The organism is Mesorhizobium sp. M4B.F.Ca.ET.089.01.1.1 (genome assembly GCF_004022605.1).
In the GTDB taxonomy this organism is placed as follows: Bacteria; Pseudomonadota; Alphaproteobacteria; order Rhizobiales; family Rhizobiaceae; genus Mesorhizobium; species Mesorhizobium abyssinicae.
Genome location: NZ_RZOS01000032.1, coordinates 10,183 through 27,249, shown reverse-complemented (window position 1 = coordinate 27,249; position 17,067 = coordinate 10,183). Strand labels below are relative to the sequence as shown.

The following is a 17,067-nucleotide window of genomic DNA, read 5'->3' as shown; positions in this document are numbered from 1 at the left end:
GGCGAGGCGGATGATCTCCTGCTCCGCCTTCTTGCGCTCGCGGATGTCGCGCACGGCGACCACGCCGTGCGGCTTGCCGCAATAGTCGATGGTCCTGGCGATGAGCTCGACGGGGATCGATGTTCCGTCATGGCTCCTGAGCTCGGTTTCCCGCGCCTGCCCGTCGGCTTCCGCCATGGCGGCGGCGGCGCGCTCGCCGAAGAGGTCGCCAAGCACCATGGTATTGAGCGTCGCCGATGCGATGCCGGACAATGCCGCAATGCTGTCGTTGGCGCTGACGATGCGGGTGCCGTCGCAGACGATGAGGCCTTCGACCGCAGCGTTGGCCAGGCCATGCATGCGCTCGGCCTCGGCCTGATGGCGGCGGAAGCGCAGGTCGATCCACAGCGCCGCCGCCGAAAGCACGAGGATGACAAGGCTGGCGGCGGCGGCCGCGAAGGCCTGCGACATCGGCTCGATCGTATACTGCGAGATCTCGATCGAGCTGTCCGGATAGATCGACACGGCGCCCATGGCGATGAAGTGCAAGGTGCAGATCGCCAGCGTCAAAAGCACGGCGGCGCCGATCGTCCCCAGTGTCGAGGGGCGGCGCAGCACGACGAAAAGCGACAGCGCCGCAAGCGCGATGCCGGCGACCAGCGAGATGCCGACCAGCAGGTGGTCCCATACGATCCGGCCCTGCACCTCGAACGCCGCCATGCCGGTATAGTGCATCGTGCCGATGCCGGCGCCGAGCACGGCGCCGCCGACCAGGTAGTGGTCGATGCCGCCGCGCAAGGTGGCGATCCACATGCCGGCGGCCGTCAGCAGGACGGCCGCGGCAAGCGAAAGCACCGAGAGTTCGGTGTTGTAGGCGTTGGGTATTCCCGGCGAGAAGGCGATCATGGCGATGAAATGCGTCGCCCAGATGCCGAACCCGGTCGAGGTGGCGGCAATCATCAGCCAGGCATAGCGGTTTCTGTGGGTCGAGCGGTCGACGTGGCGAAGCAGATTGACCGCCGAGAAGGAAGAAATGCCGCAAATAAGGGCTGCAAGTGCTACCAGTCTCAAATCGTGCTCGTGCACGATACAATTATAGACTGTCAACATCGCGCTTCACCTGATCTTCCCGCAACAATCAAGCAATGAAATTGATTAGAGCGGTACGGTTGAAGAATCGGTTATTGCGCATGCAACCACCGCGCGTGTCGCTGGTTGTGCCGGCGTCGCTCGCGCATCGCCGGCCAGTAGCGGACGAGCACCAGCGTCGGCTGCGAGACCAGAATTCGCTCCCCCATCTTAGCCGGATAACCAGTTGCGCCATGCGGGTCTTTACGCCGCCCCGCAACGCCCTAGCTACCCAGGGCGCCGACCTGAAGGATCATGCCGGCGTGACCGTCGAAGGAGGAGAGACGGGCTGTCCACGGGCCTGAAAAGGCACAACAGAACTGTCACATACCTTCTCTATGAGAGCGGCCAAGGGACTTGCGCAAAGCCTGATGTCATCAGCCACTCAAGAGGAATGAATTCCATGTCGATCATCAAGCAGGGCTTTGCCGCCCTTGCCGCCGGCGCTCTCGGCATCGCGCTGGCGCAGCCCGCCACCGCTGCTCCCGTCAAATTCGATTTCTGGTTCGGCCTTTCGGGCGACCTCGCGCGCGTCGTCGACACGCTGTGCAAGAACTTCAACGCCTCGCAGGCGGACTACGAGGTGGTCTGCACCAGCCAGGGCAATTACGACGCCACGCTGCAGAACACCATCGCCGCCTTCCGCGCCGGCAAGCAGCCGACCGTCGTCCAGGTCTACGACGTCGGCACCGCCACGATGATGCTGTCTGGCGCCTACAAGCCCGCCGACAAGCTGATGGAGGAGAACGGCTACAAGATCGACTACAGCGACTACTTCCCCGGCATTGCCCGCTACTACGCGACGTCGAAGGGCGAGATGCTGTCCTTCCCGTTCAATTCCTCGACCCCGCTGATGTACTGGAACAAGGACGCTTTCGCCAAGATCGGCAAGACCGAGGCGCCGAAGACCTGGGAAGATGTCGGCGCCGACCTCAAGGCGCTGAAGGACGCCGGCTACGATTGCCCGATGGCGATCAACATTTCCGCCAATGAAAGCTGGCAGTTGATGGAGCAGTTCTCGGCCATCCACAACCAGCCGATCGCGACCAAGAATAACGGCTATGACGGTCTCGACGCCCGTCTCGAGATGAACAAGACCAAGTTCGTCCAGTACGTCACCGATCTCAAGAAGTGGTATGACGCCGGCCTGATCAAGATCAAGTCGAAGGACCTCGGCCAGGACATGGTGCAGGCCTTCGCGTCCGGTACCTGCCAGGTCATCATGACCTCGGTCGGCGACCACGGCACGGTCGGCAAGACGCAGAAGGAAGGCATGAAGTGGGACGTCGCCGAGCTTCCCGCCTATGCCGGCACCGAGCGCAAGAATTCGCTGGTCGGCGGCGCCTCGCTCTGGGTTCTTTCCGGCAAGTCGGATGCGGAATACAAGGGCGCGGCCGCCTTCCTCAACTTCATCCACGACCCCAAGACGGCCTTGTTCTGGTCGACCAACACCGGCTACATCCCGGTGACCAAGTCGGGCTTCGACTATATGAAATCCCAGGGCTTCTACGACAAGGCGCCCTACAAGGGCCGTGAGGTCGCGATCGCCAGCCTGACCGCGTCCGAGCCGACCGAGATCACCCGCGGCATCCGGCTTGGCAATTTCACCCAGATCCGCGCCGAGTTCGGCACCCAGATGCAGGCCATCTTCGCCAACAAGGTCAGCGTCCAGGAGGGCATCGACACGCTGGTCAAGAACGGCGACGCGATCCTCGACCGCTTCCAGCAGACCTATCCGGACAAGACGCTTCCCTGATCTCTGATACCGCCATGGCCGCCCGCCGGGAAACGACGGGCGGCCATTTCGCATAGTTTTGATTTTACGCATGTCCTTGTCCCGAAACCGGGTCCCACTTTCGGCAGACATGCCTTAGTCTCACCCCGGAAAAGCGGGCTGGCGGTTCAACGGCGTCGGCGGATCGATGGAAAAACGCGTCACTTTCTCAAGATGGTCGATCGGCATCCTGTTCGCGGTGCCGCAGTTGCTCCTGATCTTCACCTTCTTCTATTGGCCCGCCGGCCAGGCGGTCTACTGGTCGCTGACGCTGCAGCAGCCATGGGGCGGCGGCAACATCTGGGTCGGGCTCGACAATTTCCGCTCGATCCTCGCCAACGCCGACTATTGGAACTCGATCACCGCCAGCCTCGTCTTCGCGGCGTGCAGCACCGGCCTTGCCATGGTCATCGCCCTGGTGCTGGCAGCCTTGACCGACCGGCAGCTCGCCGGCTCGCGTCTCTATCGCGTCGTATTGATCTGGCCTTACGGGATCGCCGCGCCGGCGCTGGCGATGGCCTTTCGCTTCATCCTGGCGCCGGAGGCCGGCTTCATGGCCGTCGTCAACCAGGTCTGGCCGGGCTTCTGGGATCCCGGCCTCGACGGCACCGATGCGATGGCATCGATCATCGCCGCCTTCTCGTGGAAGTATGTCGGCTACAATTTCATCTTCTTCCTCGCCGCTTTCCAGGCCATCCCGCGCTCGCTGATCGAGGCGGCGGCGATGGACGGCTCCGGCGTTCTCAGGCGGTTCTGGGATATCCAGTTCCCGCTGATCACGCCGACGATCTTTTTCCTGCTGGTCATCAACATCACCGAGAGCTTCCAGGACTCCTTCGGCATCGTCGACATCATGACGGCGGGCGGTCCGGCGAATTCGACCAATCTGATGGTCTACAAGATCTATTCCGACGGCTTCAAAGGCCTGGATTATTCCGGCGCCGCCGCGCAGAGCATCATCCTGATGCTGCTCATCATCGTGCTCACCATCTTCCAGTTCCGCTTCATCGAGCGGCGCGTGCACTACAGGTGAGGCGGACATGGTCGAGCGCACCCCGATCCTCAATTTCTTCACTCACCTGATATTGTTCGTCGGCTTCGTTTTCTGCGTGGCGCCGTTCGTGATTGTGGCGATCGCCGCCTCGCATAGTCTGAAAGAGGTCAACGACGTGCCGATGTCGCTGCTGCCGGGCAGCGAGTTCTGGGTCAACATCAAGACAGCCTGGACGACGGCCGACCTCGGGCCGAAGCTGTTCAACAGCTTCGTCATGGCCGCCGGCGTCGCCGCCGGCAAGGTGATCATCTCGGCGCTGACCGCTTTTTCCATCGTCTATTTCCGCTATCCCGGCCGCATGCTGATCTTCTGGCTGATCTTCGTCACGCTGATGCTGCCGCTCGAAGTGCGCATCGTGCCGACCTATGCCGTGGTCGCCAACGTCATGTCGCCCTATCAGGCGATCCTCGACGTGACGGGCCTGAGCTGGCTGATCGAGAAGGTATCGGGCGTGCAGGTCTCGCTCAGCCTCGGGCTGCTCAATTCCTACACCGGCCTGATCATGCCGCTGATCGCCACCGCCACCGGCACGTTCCTCTACCGGCAATTCTTCCTGACCGTGCCCGATGAGCTGACCGAGGCGGCGCGCATGGACGGCGCCGGGGCGCTGCGCTTCTTCATCGACATCCTGCTGCCCTTGTCGCGCAACAACATGGCGGCGCTCGGCACCATCATGTTCCTGTGGGCATGGAACCAGTATCTGTGGCCGCTGCTGATCACCACGGATGCCAGCCACGCCACGGCGGTGACCGAGCTCAAGCAGCTCATTCCCAATGTCGGCGGCATTCCCGAATGGAACATCGCCATGGCCGGCACGCTGATCGTCATGCTGCCGCCGCTCGTCGTCGTGGTGGCCATGCAGCGCTGGTTCGTGCGCGGCCTCATCGCGACAGAAAAGTAAGGAGACAAAGATGGCCTCCATCACCATCCGCGACGTCAGGAAAAGCTACGCCAAGATGCAGGTCGTGCACGGCGTCAACCTCGACATCGCGTCCGGCGAATTCGTCGTCATCCTCGGCCCATCGGGCTGCGGCAAGTCCACGCTGCTCAGGATGATCGCCGGGCTGGAGGAAATCTCCGGCGGCACGATCGCCATCGACGGCAAGGTGGTCAACACGCTGGAGCCGCGCGAGCGCGGCTGCGCCATGGTGTTCCAGAACTACGCGCTCTATCCGCATATGAGCGTTGCGCAGAACATCGGCTATTCGCTGAAGGTGGCGGGTGTCCCAGTCGCCGAGCGCGCCCAGCGCATCCAGGCGGTCGCCCGCATCCTGGAGCTGGAGCACCTGCTCGACCGCAAGCCGATGGCGCTCTCCGGCGGCCAGCGCCAGCGCGTCGCCATGGGCCGGGCCATGATCCGCGAGCCCAAGGTCTTCCTGTTCGACGAGCCGCTTTCCAACCTCGACGCCAAGCTGCGCGTGCAGATGCGTTCCGAAATCCGCAAGCTGCACCGGCGGCTGAGCGCCACCTCCGTCTTCGTCACCCACGACCAGGTCGAGGCGATGACGCTGGCGGACCGGCTGGTGGTGATGAATGGCGGCCGTGTCGAACAGGTCGGCACGCCGGCGGAAGTCTACAGCCGCCCGGCGAGCCGCTTCGTCGCCACCTTCGTCGGCGCGCCGGCGATGAACATGCTGGAAGGCGAGGTGACGCTCGATGGCCTGTCGCTGCTCGGCGGCAGCCGCAAGCTCAACGTCTCGCGCGCGGGCCTGCCGGTCGGCAGCAAGATCGCGGTGGGCATCCGGCCGGAGGCCGTGCGCCTGGTGGCGCCGGGAACGCCGGGCGCGCTCGACGCGACCGTCGATCTGGTCGAGGAGCTCGGCGCCGGGCGGGTCATCTATGTCGATCTCGACGGCGCGGCGTTTTCGGTGGTGACGTCGGAGACCGCCCATCCGGCGCCGGGCAGCGCCGTCGGGCTGCAGTTTTCCGAAGCCGACCTGCATTTCTTCTCGTCCGAGACGGGAAGCCGCCTCGACGTCTTCAAGGCATCGATGCCGGTGCCGGCGCTCTGATCACGCGCTCGCTCGGCTGCGAGGACGCCAAGGCAACTCCCTGTCGTGTCGAAGAAAGGTCGCGCAATGAAAATCATCCAGGTCACCGACGTCCATCTCGGCCGGCGCGGGGAGATCCGCTTTGGCGCCGACCTGCACGAGCGGCTCGACCGCTGCATCGACCATATCAATGCCCACCACGGCGATGCGGCGCTTTGCGTCTTCACCGGCGACCTGACCGAATCCGGCGAGGCGCAGAGCTATGCCGACCTCAAATCGGGCCTGGCTCGGCTTTCAGTCCCCTACCGGCTGCTGCCCGGCAATCACGACAGGCGCGCCAACCTGGTCGCGGCTTTTGCCGGAAACCCAACCGACGAGAATGGTTTCGTGCAGTCGGTCTTCGACACGCCGGAGGCATCGCTGCTGTTCCTCGACAGCCTGGCCGAGGGTCGCGTCACCGGCGAATTGTGCGACAGGCGGCTGGCCTGGCTGGATGCCAGGCTCGGCGAGGCTGCGGGCCGCCGGGCCTATGTCTTCCTGCACCATCCGCCCGTCGAGCTTGGCCTCGAGCTGCTCGATCCGCTCGGGCTCGAACAGCCGCATCGGCTGCTCGACGTGCTGATGCGGCACGGCAATGTCGGCTACGTCTTCTTCGGCCATGTCCATCGCGACATCGCCGGCACGGTCGCCGGCATTCCGTTTTCCGCGCAGCGTGGCCTGCATGCCCGTTTCATGCTCGACCTGGTCGGCGACGAGAAGGTCGAGCAGGCACCACCCGCCTACTCGATCATCCTGATCGACGGCGCGCGCGTCGTCGTGCACAGCTGCGACTTCCTGGAGAACTGGCCGCTGTGGTCGCCGGCGACCGGTCAGCGCGTAGGGTAACGACCGCGGCAAGCTTCAGGCAAGGACATGCGCCTTGCCGGAGACGGTCAGCCGCACGATCTCGCCAAGCGCCGGCGCGTCGATGCCGGGCTTGCGCAGGATCAGCGGCGTGTTGCCGATCGCCGCGGCGTCGGGCGGGTCGGGGCTGTTCAGGAGCCGCACTGCTATCGTGCACATCGAGCCGGCGAATTCGGATTCCGTCACCTCGCCGAACAGCATGTCCGGCGTTCCCGACATGCCTTCGCGCGAGGTCCGTTTCAACAGCACCTGTTCCGGCCTCAGCATGATGCGGGCGACATCGCGGCGCTCGGCGGTGTCGACGGCGATGCGGCCGAGCGGCGAGGTGGCGAAGCCGTCGGCGATCCTGGCCGGCAGGATGATGGCGTCGCCGAGGAACTCGGCGACCATCCTGTCCTTCGGCTGGAAATAGAGCTCGCGCGGCGTACCGACCTGCGAGAACAGGCCGTCGCGCATCACCGCCACCTGGCTGGCGAAGGACAGCGCCTCGGCCTGGTCGTGGGTGACCAGGATGGTGGTGATCCCGGCGATTTCCAGCAGTTCGGCCACCGCCTTGCGCATCGAGGCGCGCAAGCCGGTGTCGAGCGCCGAGAACGGTTCGTCGAGCAGCATCAGGCGCGGCTTCATGGCCATGGCGCGGGCAAGCGCCACGCGCTGCTGCTGGCCGCCGGAGAGCTCGTGCGGACGCCGCCTCAGGATCGCCTTGTCCAGCCCGACGATATAGGCGAGCTCGACGATCTGCTCGGCGCGTTTGTCGGCGTTCCGCGCCAGGCCGAAGCCGATATTGTCGGCGATGGTGAGGTGCGGGAACAACGCCCCGTCCTGGGCGACCACGCCGATGCCGCGCCGGTGCGCCGGCACGGCGGCGCCGCCATTGGCCAGCACCTCGCCGTCGAGCACGATCTTGCCCCGGTCCGGCGCCTCGAAACCGGCGATAAGCCTGAGCAAGGTGGTCTTGCCGCAACCGGAAGGCCCGACGATCGCCGTGCGGCTGCCGCTGGCGACGCTGAGGTCGACGCCGGCCAGCGCCGCCACCGGGCCATAGTGCTTGGCCACGCCGCTGAGTTCGAGGAAGCTCATCGTCCGGCCATCCTCTTCGACTGGACATAGAGCAGCCAGGTCAGCGGCAGCGACATCGCCACCATGATGAAGGCGTAAGGGGCGGCCGAGGCATAGTCGATCTCGCCGCTGTAGGACCAGAATGCCATCGCGAGCGTCCGGGTGCCGTTCGGCGCCAGCATCTGGGTGGCGGTCAGCTCGTTCATGATGCCGAGCGCCACCATGGCCATGCCGGCCGCGGCGCCCGGCGCCGACAGGCGGATGGTCGTCGACCACAGCGCCTTGAGCGGCGCCCGGCCGAGGCTCGATGCGGCCCGCTCCAGTTCGACGGGCGCCTGCGCGATCGAGGCTCGGAGGCTGACCAAGGCGCGCGGCAGGAACATCAGCGCATAGGCGAAGAGGATGGTGAACAGGGTCTGGTAGAGCGGCATGGCGATGCGCACGGTGATGGTGACCAGCGCCAGCGCGATGACGACTCCGGGCAGCGAACCGACGATATAGTTGCAGCCTTCGAGCAGGCGCTGCAACGGCCCGGGCGCGCGGATCGAGATCCAGGCCATCGGCATGGCGGCGATGGTGGCGAGCAGCGCGCCGGCGAGCGCCAGGACAAGCGTCTGGCCGAGCGCCAGGCCGATCTCGTCGAGGCGCCAGACCTCGGCGCCGCCGGCGATCAGCCAGCGGCCGATGGTGACGAAGGGCACGCCCAGCGAAAGCAGCGCGGCGATGGCGGGCAGGGCCAGGCAAGGCAGCGTGGCGCGGCCAAGGCTGGCGCGCTGCTGCTGGCGGGCGGCGCCCGAACCGACGCGGGCATAGCGCTCCTCGCCGCGCACCAGAACCTCAAGCCCGAGCAGCACGAAGCAGCATGTCACCAGCACGGCGGCGAGCATGTTGGCGGCCGGCCCGTTGAAGGTCGACTGGAACTGGTCGACGATCGCCGTGGTGAAGGTGTCGAAGCGGATGAAGACGTAGAGGCCGTATTCGGCCAGCAGATGCAGGCCGACCAGCAGCGAACCGCCGCAGATGGCCAGTCTGAGCTGCGGCAGCACGACGCGCGCGAAGACCCGCCACGGACCGAGCCCAAGCGCGGCGGCGGCGTCTTCCAGTGCGGGGTCGAGCCGGCGCAGTGCTGCCGAGATGGGTAGATAGAGGAACGGGAAATAGGCGATGACGGAAACCAGCACGCCGGCCCACAGGCCATGCAGTCCCGGCACCAGGCTGATCCAGGCATAGGAGTGGACGAAGGCCGGAATGGCGAGCGGCGCCACCGACAGCCAGGCCCACAGGCGGGCGCCGGGCAGGTCGCTGCGCTCGGTCAGCCAGGCCAGCGCCACCGAAAGGACGATGGAGATCGGAACCGCCAGCGCCACCAGCATGATGGTGTTGATCAGGAGGTCGCCGACACGTGCGCGGAAGATCAGCGCCGAGACGGTCTCCCAGCCGGTCTGCACCGCGATCCAGACGATGAAGGCCAGCGGCAGCAGCGCAAGCAGCGAGATCAAGGCGGCGGCGAGCAGGATCCAGGACGCCGAGCGCCGTTGCCGCGCGCGTCCGGCGGCCGGCAGGCCTGATCGGGTGAGGTCGACCGCCGCTTGCATCAGACCCGATGCCGCGCCGCTTCGGCCCGCGGACGAAGGTGGCCGAAGGCGCGCTTGTCGCAGCCAGAAACGCAGCTTGTCGTCATCGACGATGCCATCTCTAAAACAGAGCGCTCCCGCGGAAAGCGAAGTCCCGCAGGAGCGCAGTCGGTTGCCCTTTTAGGACGAACGCGAACTAAAGCAAGCCGGCTGCCGTCATCAGGTCGGTCACCTTCTTGGAGTTCAGCGTCGTCGGATCGACTTTCGGCGCCTGCAGGTCGGCCAGCGGCACCAGCTTGGGGTTGGACTCGGCGCCCTTGCCGACCGCGTATTCGAAGGAGGTGCCGTTCTTCAGCACGTCCTGGCCACCCTTGCCGGTCACCCATTTCAGGAACGCCTGGGCTTCCTTCGGATGCTTGCTCGAAGCCAGCACGCCGCCGCCGGAGATCGAGACGAAGGCGCCCGGATCCTGGTTCTTGAAATAGTGGAGCGCGATGTTCTTGCTGTTCTCGCCGGTCTTGGCCTGATCGCCGAAATAGTAATAATGGTAGATCACGCCGCCTTCGATCTCGCCGGCGTTGACCGCCTTCATCACCGTGTTGTTGCCCTTGTAGGCGGTGAAGTTCTCCTTCATCGCCTTCAGCCAGTCGGCCGTGGCGGCCTCGCCCTTGAGCTGCAGCAGCGCGCTGACGATGGCCTGGAAATCGGCGCCCGAAGGCGACGCGGCCCAGCGGCCCTTCCAGCTCGGATCGGCAAGGTCGAGCAGCGACTTGGGCAGCTGGTCTTCCTTGAGCTTGGTTTTGTCATAGGCAAAGACCGTGCTGCGGGCGGCGACGCCGACCCATTTGCCGGTTGCCGGCTGATACTCCGGCGGCACCTGCGCCAGCGTCTCGGCGTCGACCGGCGCGAACAGACCGGCGGCCTCGACGAGCGCCATGGCAGGCGAGTTTTCGGTCAGGAACACATCGGCCGGCGAGGCCGCGCCCTCGGCGACGATCTGGTTGGAGAAATCGCTGTCGCCGCCATTGCGCAGCGTCACCTTGATACCGGTTTCCTTGGTGAAGCCTTTGGCCCATTCCTTCGCCAGGCTCTCGTGCTGGGCGTTGTATACGACGATTCCGGCATCATCTTCCGCCAGCGCCGGAGCCGCAAGCAGGCCGAGCGCTAGCGCCGTGGCGCCGGCAAGGGTGGAAAGGGCAAATCTCATGGGCGTCGTCCTCGATCTGATGGTCTTGGTTGGCACGGCTGCACCTACCAATACCTGATTAAGCTAGTCAACATTGCAGGCCTGCTTCATTCGGTCGCCGGGGCGCAACCTTTCGTGATTTTGCGGCACTTTGGCTTGGACATTATTTCTTCGGCCACGTAACAAATCAGCGCCGAGGCGCGAACATCGGGGGAGAAAACTCTTGTGACCGGCAACAACGAGGCCGAGCTTTCCCGGTTGCTCAAGGCCGCAATCGCGGGAGACGAAAGGGCTTACGCCGACTTTCTGACCCGGACGGCCGCTCTCGTGCGCGGCTTTGCCCGGCGCAAGATCGTTCAGGGCGGGGTCGACCCCGAGGATGTCGTGCAGGAAACCTTGCTGGCCATTCACGTCAAACGGCATACCTGGCGCCAGGACGCGCCGGTGCTGCCATGGATCTACGCCATTGCGCGCTTCAAGCTGATCGACGCCTTCCGGCGGCGCGGGCGGCGCATCGAGGTCGAGATCGACGAGATCGCCGAGACCTTCGCCGAGCCGGAAACGGAGACGGTGAGCGAACGCGACATCAACCGGGTGCTGGAGAGCCTGCCGCCGGCCCAGCGCTCGGTGGTCTCGTCGGTGTCGGTCGAGGGCCGTTCGATCGGCGAGACGGCGGCGAAGTTCGGCATTACGGAGACGGCGGTCAGGGTGTCGCTGCATCGCGGCCTTGCCGCCATCGCCAAACGCTTCGGGCGGGAGTGACATGAGGACCGAGGATCTCATCAAGGCGCTCGACGCCGACGTCGGCAGCAAGGCGATGCCGCTCGGCTCCGCCTGGCGGATGGCCGTCGCCGTGGCGGCGGTGGTCGCGGCCGCCGTGTTCTGGCTGACCATCGGCCCGCGTCCGGACCTGATGGTCGCCATGCACACGATGCGTTTCCTGTCCAAATTCGTCTTCACCATCGCGCTCGGCGTCAGCGCGTTTGGCCTGATCAGGGCCCTGTCGAGCCCCGGCGCGCCGACGGCCAGGGCAACGGCCTGGATGGCGCTCGCGCCGGCATTGGTGGGCGTGGCGGTGATCCTCGAGCTTTTCGCGGTGCCCCGCGCCGAATGGGGCACGCGACTGGTCGGCTCCAACATGATGATCTGCATGGCGTTCATCCCGCTGATCGGCCTCGGGCCGCTCGCCGTCTTTCTTTGGGTGCTGCGCCATGGCGCCCCGACGCGGCCGGTGCTGGCGGGCGCGGTCGCCGGCCTGCTCGCCGGCGGGCTGTCGGCGACCTTCTATGCCGCGCATTGCTTCGACGACTCGCCGCTTTTCGTCGCCACCTGGTATACGCTCGCGGTCGTCATCCTCACCGGTCTCGGCGCGCTTGGCGGCCGGTTTTTCGTGCGTTGGTAGCGGCGCATACCGATCCTTAATCATGCCGGCAATTGTTTGCCGGTTGGCATCGCCGCTTCCGTCCCCCATGCAACCTTTCCTTAAAATCGATCCGCGAGGGTTGCATCGACGTGCAATTGCGCATTGGGGTGGAACGCGTTGTGACGCGGTGGAATTGGAAGGGCCCTCGGGCCGGCAGATACGCGGCATTGATCCTGATGGCGGTTGGCCTTGTCGCCGCCGCGGCCTCGATGCTGTCGTCGCGCCTCGATCTAAGCGCCGAGACGCTCAAGCTCAGCCTGCAGGTATCGGACGCCATGATCGCGGCGTCGCTGTTCCTTGCCGCCTTCTTCATCCGCCAGATCGTCGACGACCGCCGCCAGATCGCCGAGAGCGAGCAGCGCTTCCGCCGCGCCATGGAGGACTCGGCGATCGGCGTCGCCATCGTCGGGCTCGACGGCCGCATCGTGCAGACCAATCCTGCCTTTGCCGCCATGCTCGACTACAGCCGCGAGGAAATCGAGGCGCTGACCTTTTTCCAGATCACCCATCCCGACGACCTGCAGATCGGCCGGGAAACCATGGTGAGCCTGAAGGAAGGCAAGATCGATTCGTTTCACTTCGAAAAGCGATATCTCAAGAAGGACGGGACACCGGTCTGGGCGCAACTTGCTGGCTCGGTGATCCGCGACGCCGACAGCGGCCGGCCGCTCTACCTGGTGTCGCAGATCGAGGACATCGACGCCCGCAAGAAGTCCGAGGCGCGCATAGCGGAGGCCGAAACGCGCTGGAATTTCGCGCTGGCCAGCGCCGGTCAGGGCGTCTGGGACTTTGATCTGCGCAAGGGCGGCACCACCTATTCCGCCACCTGGGTGAAGCTGCTCGGTTATGCCGATGGCGAGCTGGACGGCGATCCCGATCGCTGGCTGACGATGATCCACCCGGATGACCGTGCGGTCGTGGCCGATGCCGATCGCGCTCATCTCGCCGGCGAGACGCCCTTTTTCGAGGCCGAGTACCGCATGCGCCACAAGGATGGCCGTTGGATATGGATCCTCGACCGCGGCAAGGCCCTGGAGCGTGACGGCGATGGGCGGCTGACCCGGGCCATCGGCAGCCTTACCGACATCACCCAGCGCAAGGAGGCCGAAGCGCGGCTCATCGTCTCGGCGGCGATGCTGGCCGACGAAAAGGAACGGCTGAAAGTGACGCTGCAGTCGATCGGCGACGCCGTCATCTGCACGGATGCGGCCAATCGCGTCACTTTCATGAACCCGGTCGCCGAAAAGCTGACCGGCGTCGCGGCCGGCGAGGCGCTCGGCAAGACGCTCGGCCATGTCTACTGGGCCGTTGACGAGGAAACTGGACAGCGGATCGGCGTGGCGCGGCCTTCGGCCGGCAGCCCGAGCCCCACCGACCAGAACAGCCGCGCGGTGCTTATCCGGCGCGACGAGACGCGCTGCAGCATCCGGCAGGTGGTGTCGCCGATCATGAACGAGCGCGCCGAGTTCGGCGGGCTGGTCATCGTCTTCCAGGATTTCACCGATGCGCGCGCCCTGCAGCGCCAGCTCGCCCATGCGGCTGCGCATGACGCGCTCACCGGCCTTGCGAACCGCTCCAATTTCATCCGTGTCATGGAGGAGATGGTCGATCACGCCAGCAAAGCTGGCGCGACAGGATCCGCCGGCGACGGCGAGCATCAGTTCATGTTCATCGACCTCGATCATTTCAAGCAGGTCAACGACACCGGCGGTCACGCCGCCGGCGACGCCCTGCTGAAGCAGGTCGCCAATGCCATCCGTCGCGTGATCGGCCCCGATGATATCGTCGCCCGCCTCGGCGGCGACGAATTCGCCGTCATCCTGAAGTCAGGCTCGGCCGCCAGAGGCGAGATCGCGGCGCGCTCGATCATCGATGCGATCCGCGGCCTGAATTTCACCTGGGACGGCCGGCCGCATTCGATCGGCGCCAGCATCGGGCTCGCCCCGATCCGCCCCGGCTGCGGCGCGGTGGACGAGATCATCGCGCGGGCCGACGCCGCCTGCTATGCCGCCAAGGCCGCCGGGCGAGGCTGCGTTTCCATGGCGCCGGACGAGGAAACCCAAGACGGACAGGCGGAAACGCCCAAGCCGTTCGCCGCGGCGTCCTGAGGGGCGCCGGCTTTCAGGCAATCCGGCGGCCTGGAATTGCTAGCGCGTCGGAACCGGATGCTCGCCGCGATAATCGTAGAAGCCGCGGCCGGTCTTGCGGCCGAGCCAGCCGGCCTCGACATATTTCACCAGCAGCGGGCAGGGGCGGTATTTCGAATCCGACAGGCCCTCATGCAGCACCTGCATGATCGACAGGCACGTGTCCAGGCCGATGAAGTCCGCCAGCTGCAGCGGCCCCATCGGATGGTTGGCGCCGAGCTTCATGGCGGTGTCGATCGCGTCAACCGTGCCGACGCCCTCATAGAGCGTGTAGATCGCCTCGTTGATCATCGGCAGCAGGATGCGGTTGACGATGAAGGCGGGGAAATCCTCGGAGACGGTCACCGTCTTGTCGAGGTGCCTCACATAGGCCTTGGCGGCCTCGAAGGTCTGGTCCTCGGTGGCGATGCCGCGCACCAGCTCGACCAGCTTCATCACCGGAACCGGGTTCATGAAATGTATGCCGATGAAGCGCTCGGGCCGGTCGGTCTGCGCGGCCAGCCGGGTGATCGAGATCGACGAGGTGTTCGTCGCCAGGATCGCCTCGGGGTTGAGCTGCGGGCAGAGCTGGGCGTAGATCTTGCGCTTGACCGTCTCGTCCTCGGTGGCCGCCTCGATCACCAGATCGGCACCGGCCAGATCGGCCATCGCGGCGGCCGCCGAAATACGTCCCATCGCCTCGTTGCGGGCCTTCTCCTCGAGCTTGCCGGAGCCGACCTGGCGCGCCATGTTGCCGCTGATGGTGGCGATGCCCTTCTCGATGCGGTCGGGCGAAATATCGTAGATCAGCACCTTGTAGCCGGATAGCGCCGAGACATGGGCGATGCCGCCACCCATCTGCCCCGCGCCGACGATGCCGATCGTCTCGATCTTGCTCATAACAGCGATCCCGTCGAAAAAGGCCTTTGCGGCCTGCTTTTTGTGCGGTGCAAACTAAAAGGGCGGGGCGACTTCGTCTACCCCGCCCTTCACAATTTAATACGCTTCCGCAGAGACCGTCAAAGCGCCTTTTGCAGTTCCGGCAGGATGACGAAGAGATCGCCGACGAGGCCGTAGTCGGCGACCTGGAAGATCGGCGCCTCCTCGTCCTTGTTGATGGCGACGATGACCTTGGAATCCTTCATGCCGGCGAGGTGCTGGATGGCGCCGGAAATGCCGACGGCGATGTAGAGGTCGGGAGCGACCACCTTGCCGGTCTGGCCGACCTGCCAGTCATTCGGCGCGTAGCCGGCATCGACCGCCGCGCGGGAAGCGCCAACCGCGGCGCCGAGCTTGTCGGCAACCGGCAGGATGACCTCCTGGAACTTTTCCGAGGAACCAAGCGCGCGGCCGCCCGAGATGATGATCTTGGCCGAGGTCAGTTCCGGACGGTCGGTCTCGGAAAGCTTGTTCTCGACGAAGGAGGACAGGCCCGGATTGGCCGCAGCGCTGACCGTCTCGACCGAAGCCGAGCCGCCCTCGGGCGCCGCCTGGAAGGAGGCGGTGCGCACGGTGATGACCTTCTTGGCGTCGGTTGCCTGCACCGTCTGGATGGCGTTGCCGGCATAGATCGGACGCTTGAAGGTGTCGGACGAGACGACTTCTATGATCTCGGACACCTGCGCGACGTCGAGCAGGGCGGCGACGCGCGGCGCGACGTTCTTGCCCGCCGAGGTCGCCGGCGCGATGATCGTGTCATAGGAACCGGCGAGCGAAACCACGAGCGCGGCGAGCGGCTCGGCAAGGCGCTCGGACAGTTCGTCGGCCTCGGCGAGCAGCACCTTGCCGACGCCCTTGAGCGTGGCGGCGGCGTCGGCGGCAGCCTTGGCGCCCTTGCCGGCAACCAGCACATGCACGTCCGAACCGATCTGCAGCGCCGCCGACAGCGCCTTGGCGGTCTGGTCGGAAAGGCTGGCGTTGTCGTGTTCTGCGATTAGGAGAATAGCCATTGTCGTGTTCCTTTCCCGATCGCTTACAGCACGCCGGCTTCGTTCTTGAGCTTCTCGACCAGCTCGGCGACGCTCTTGACCTTGACGCCCGCCTTGCGGCCGCCGGGTTCCTCGGTCTTGATCACCTTGAGGCGCGGCTTGACGTCGGCGCCGTAATCGGCCGGGCTCTTCTCGTCGAGCGGCTTCTTCTTGGCCTTCATGATGTTGGGCAGCGAAGCATAGCGCGGCTGGTTGAGGCGAAGGTCGGCGGTGACGATCGCCGGCATCTTCAGCTCCACCGTCTGCAGGCCGCCATCGACCTCGCGCGTCACCTTGGCATGATCGCCGGCGAGCTCGACCTTGGAGGCGAAGGTGCCCTGAGCCCAGCCGAGCAACGCCGCCAGCATCTGGCCGGTCTGGTTGCTATCGTCGTCGATCGCCTGCTTGCCGAGGATGACGAGGCCGGGCTGCTCGGCGTCGACCACGCCCTTCAGCACCTTGGCGACGCCGAGCGGCTCGGTCTGCTCTTCGGTCTTGACCAGGATGGCGCGGTCGGCGCCCATGGCCAGCGCGGTGCGCAGCGTTTCCTGCGCCTGCTGCGGGCCGATCGAGACGACGATGATCTCTTCCGCCTTGCCGCCTTCCTTCAGCCGGATCGCTTCCTCGACCGCGATCTCGTCGAACGGGTTCATCGCCATCTTCACATTGGCAAGCTCGACCGCCGAACCGTCCGACTTCACCCGGACCTTCACGTTGGCATCCACAACCCGCTTCACGGGCACAAGGATCTTCATTTTCCTGTCACCTCTTTCAAGATTTTGGGCGCGCTATAGCAGCGCGCGCCGGGTCAGAGTTGTCGAAAGCCGACATTCCAGACGGAATTCTGGACTTCATCCGCCGTTGCGGTGGCGTTTCCGTAGTGGCGGGAATCGGGCGCGGCGA

Annotated in this window: 15 protein-coding genes; 8 read left to right on the top strand and 7 right to left on the bottom strand. The window is 65.4% G+C overall.

Annotation, left to right across the window (positions count from 1 at the left end; genetic code table 11):
• A partial coding sequence (locus EN780_RS05700; RefSeq protein ID WP_128272532.1) for an MHYT domain-containing protein occupies nucleotides 1-1,089 on the bottom strand: 1,089 nt, incomplete at its 3' end.
• Nucleotides 1,090-1,510: 421 nt separating this feature from the next.
• Here EN780_RS05700 and EN780_RS05695 point away from each other — a divergent pair.
• The 5 genes from EN780_RS05695 (at nucleotide 1,511) to EN780_RS05675 (ending at nucleotide 6,811) form a co-directional block, all read left to right on the top strand.
• Nucleotides 1,511-2,863, top strand: coding sequence for an extracellular solute-binding protein (locus EN780_RS05695; RefSeq protein ID WP_128272530.1), 1,353 nt, complete (start codon nucleotides 1,511-1,513; stop codon nucleotides 2,861-2,863).
• Nucleotides 2,864-3,029: 166 nt separating this feature from the next.
• Nucleotides 3,030-3,914, top strand: coding sequence for a sugar ABC transporter permease (locus EN780_RS05690; RefSeq protein ID WP_127284447.1), 885 nt, complete (start codon nucleotides 3,030-3,032; stop codon nucleotides 3,912-3,914).
• Between the two features lie 7 nt (nucleotides 3,915-3,921).
• Nucleotides 3,922-4,836, top strand: a complete 915-nt coding sequence (locus EN780_RS05685; protein ID WP_127284446.1) for an ABC transporter permease subunit — start codon at nucleotides 3,922-3,924, stop codon at nucleotides 4,834-4,836.
• A gap of 10 nt (nucleotides 4,837-4,846) precedes the next feature.
• Complete coding sequence (locus tag EN780_RS05680; RefSeq protein ID WP_127392323.1) at nucleotides 4,847-5,947, top strand: sn-glycerol-3-phosphate import ATP-binding protein UgpC; 1,101 nt, start codon at nucleotides 4,847-4,849, stop codon at nucleotides 5,945-5,947.
• Between the two features lie 66 nt (nucleotides 5,948-6,013).
• Nucleotides 6,014-6,811, top strand: coding sequence for a phosphodiesterase (locus tag EN780_RS05675; RefSeq protein ID WP_127284444.1), 798 nt, complete (start codon nucleotides 6,014-6,016; stop codon nucleotides 6,809-6,811).
• Nucleotides 6,812-6,826: 15 nt separating this feature from the next.
• Here EN780_RS05675 and EN780_RS05670 read toward each other — a convergent pair whose 3' ends face one another.
• The 3 genes from EN780_RS05670 to EN780_RS05660 all read right to left on the bottom strand — a co-directional run bounded on the left by EN780_RS05670 (nucleotide 6,827) and on the right by EN780_RS05660 (nucleotide 10,669).
• Nucleotides 6,827-7,909 carry an ABC transporter ATP-binding protein gene (locus tag EN780_RS05670; RefSeq protein WP_127312141.1) on the bottom strand — a complete coding sequence of 361 codons (1,083 nt, stop codon included), beginning with the start codon at nucleotides 7,907-7,909 and terminating at the stop codon, nucleotides 6,827-6,829.
• On the bottom strand, nucleotides 7,906-9,483 hold the full coding sequence (locus tag EN780_RS05665) for an iron ABC transporter permease (protein WP_187331472.1): 1,578 nt from the start codon (nucleotides 9,481-9,483) through the stop codon (nucleotides 7,906-7,908). The genes EN780_RS05670 and EN780_RS05665 overlap by 4 nt, the downstream gene beginning before the upstream one ends.
• A gap of 175 nt (nucleotides 9,484-9,658) precedes the next feature.
• A complete protein-coding gene (locus EN780_RS05660) occupies nucleotides 9,659-10,669 on the bottom strand; it encodes an iron ABC transporter substrate-binding protein (RefSeq protein WP_128272528.1) in 1,011 nt (336 codons plus the stop codon).
• 204 nt (nucleotides 10,670-10,873) lie between these two features.
• Here EN780_RS05660 and EN780_RS05655 point away from each other — a divergent pair, with 204 nt between their 5' ends.
• From EN780_RS05655 to EN780_RS05645, 3 genes are all read left to right on the top strand, one after another.
• A complete protein-coding gene (locus tag EN780_RS05655) occupies nucleotides 10,874-11,410 on the top strand; it encodes a sigma-70 family RNA polymerase sigma factor (RefSeq protein WP_127284440.1) in 537 nt (178 codons plus the stop codon).
• 1 nt (nucleotide 11,411) lies between these two features.
• On the top strand, nucleotides 11,412-12,050 hold the full coding sequence (locus EN780_RS05650) for an NrsF family protein (RefSeq protein WP_128272526.1): 639 nt from the start codon (nucleotides 11,412-11,414) through the stop codon (nucleotides 12,048-12,050).
• A gap of 197 nt (nucleotides 12,051-12,247) precedes the next feature.
• Nucleotides 12,248-14,179 (top strand): PAS domain S-box protein, encoded by a 1,932-nt coding sequence (locus EN780_RS05645; protein WP_128272525.1) that lies wholly within the window; start codon nucleotides 12,248-12,250, stop codon nucleotides 14,177-14,179.
• A gap of 39 nt (nucleotides 14,180-14,218) precedes the next feature.
• Here EN780_RS05645 and EN780_RS05640 read toward each other — a convergent pair whose 3' ends face one another.
• The 3 genes from EN780_RS05640 to EN780_RS05630 all read right to left on the bottom strand — a co-directional run bounded on the left by EN780_RS05640 (nucleotide 14,219) and on the right by EN780_RS05630 (nucleotide 16,919).
• Complete coding sequence (locus EN780_RS05640; protein ID WP_127284361.1) at nucleotides 14,219-15,097, bottom strand: 3-hydroxybutyryl-CoA dehydrogenase; 879 nt, start codon at nucleotides 15,095-15,097, stop codon at nucleotides 14,219-14,221.
• A gap of 119 nt (nucleotides 15,098-15,216) precedes the next feature.
• Nucleotides 15,217-16,146 carry an electron transfer flavoprotein subunit alpha/FixB family protein gene (locus EN780_RS05635; RefSeq protein WP_128272523.1) on the bottom strand — a complete coding sequence of 310 codons (930 nt, stop codon included), beginning with the start codon at nucleotides 16,144-16,146 and terminating at the stop codon, nucleotides 15,217-15,219.
• Between the two features lie 23 nt (nucleotides 16,147-16,169).
• Nucleotides 16,170-16,919: an electron transfer flavoprotein subunit beta/FixA family protein gene (locus tag EN780_RS05630; protein ID WP_127393210.1), complete on the bottom strand. Its 750-nt coding sequence runs from the start codon at nucleotides 16,917-16,919 to the stop codon at nucleotides 16,170-16,172.
• Nucleotides 16,920-17,067 lie beyond the last annotated feature (148 nt).